The sequence below is a fragment of the Bacillus sp. 05T31 genome, assembly GCF_056396725.1.
In genome coordinates this window covers 1-1,164 of record NZ_JBFTMA010000997.1, presented here as the reverse complement: position 1 = coordinate 1,164, position 1,164 = coordinate 1, and the positions used below count along the sequence as shown (strand labels likewise).

At 32.4% G+C, this 1,164-nt stretch carries 1 protein-coding gene and 2 pseudogenes; all 3 read right to left on the bottom strand.

Features of this window, described 5'->3' with window-relative positions; translation table 11 throughout:
• A pseudogene (locus tag AC1DJR_RS30665) lies at positions 1-305 on the bottom strand (cytoplasmic protein); the annotation flags it as partial.
• A 225-nt stretch (positions 306-530) separates the two neighbouring features.
• Positions 531-911 carry a ribonuclease toxin immunity protein CdiI gene (cdiI, locus tag AC1DJR_RS30660; RefSeq protein ID WP_410589156.1) on the bottom strand — a complete coding sequence of 127 codons (381 nt, stop codon included), beginning with the start codon at positions 909-911 and terminating at the stop codon, positions 531-533.
• A 27-nt stretch (positions 912-938) separates the two neighbouring features.
• Positions 939-1,164 (bottom strand): annotated as a pseudogene (locus tag AC1DJR_RS30655) (hypothetical protein); the annotation flags it as partial.

The window sequence follows — 1,164 nt, the reverse complement described above, 5'->3', positions numbered from 1 at the left end:
CCTTTATCACCAATGAGACCTAGCCCAATTTGAGTTAAAGCATAACTTCCCCACTTTGCCCGACTTTCTGCGTCTCCATTTATTACATCATTAATAAATGAATCCGATAATGCATTATACATGGTACTAAGGGTATCAATAGGGTGCAAAGCAGCGTTCCCCATGTTTTCCCACGTTTCCCAATCTCCTAAAGCTTTTATTCCGTCTATTGTATCGCTAACTGCTTGTCCCGTCCTATCTACAATACCGTCCCAAATTTTTTCACCAGTAGATTTTTCAGGTAGCTTACCACACATTTCACCTTTAATTTCTTTTAAAATATATATCAACCTATTAAAAAGCAAATAAAAGAAGACTAAAAAGCAAATAGTAGTCTTCTTTTTCTAATTAAAATATTAAAAACCAAAAAACTAGCTTTTTTGTGACCAATTAGCACAAAATCTCGTTCTGGGGGTACAATAAAATTTTAGCTTGATGGCAATGTGGCGGTAACCCTTTTATAATGATTTTGGGTAAGTTATAAATAGTCTCTACCTATTAATATTGTATAATTCAATAAATTTTTTAAGACTGTCTTCTAATCTCTTAATTGTGTTTGGATACTTTTTTGAATAACCCTCACACATTTTTTTTAAATAATGATAAAGTGTTTGATAATCAATTATTACCTCATCACCACTGTATAATGCAAATTCTACACCTTCAAATGAATCTCCATTGGCAATATCATACTCATCCAAATCTCCTGGAAAAGTACATGCGCCATATTCCTCTCCAAATCCTACTCCTTCACAAACTGAATTGATTACCTTTAAAAATCTTTCATCATCTACCATATTAAACACTGCTTGTATAGGAAAATGAGTTAAATCTAGTAAATCCTCATCTTTTAATCTAAATTCTCTTTGCATACATATCTCTCCTCGTATATCTTTAATTTATTCTGGAAAAAAAGAAGAGATTTCTCCACCTTTATGGTATCCTCTCCAAGTTATCTCTTTACTGTCAACACCTGTCCATTCTCTTGAAAGAACTCCATCACTAGTTTTTAATTTAGCGTCATTAGCTGCTTCAATTCCACGGTTAATAAATTCCTTATCACTTATAATTTTAGGATCATAAATGGTTTTTGTGAATACTTTATTTCCATACTCTCCTGTAGGA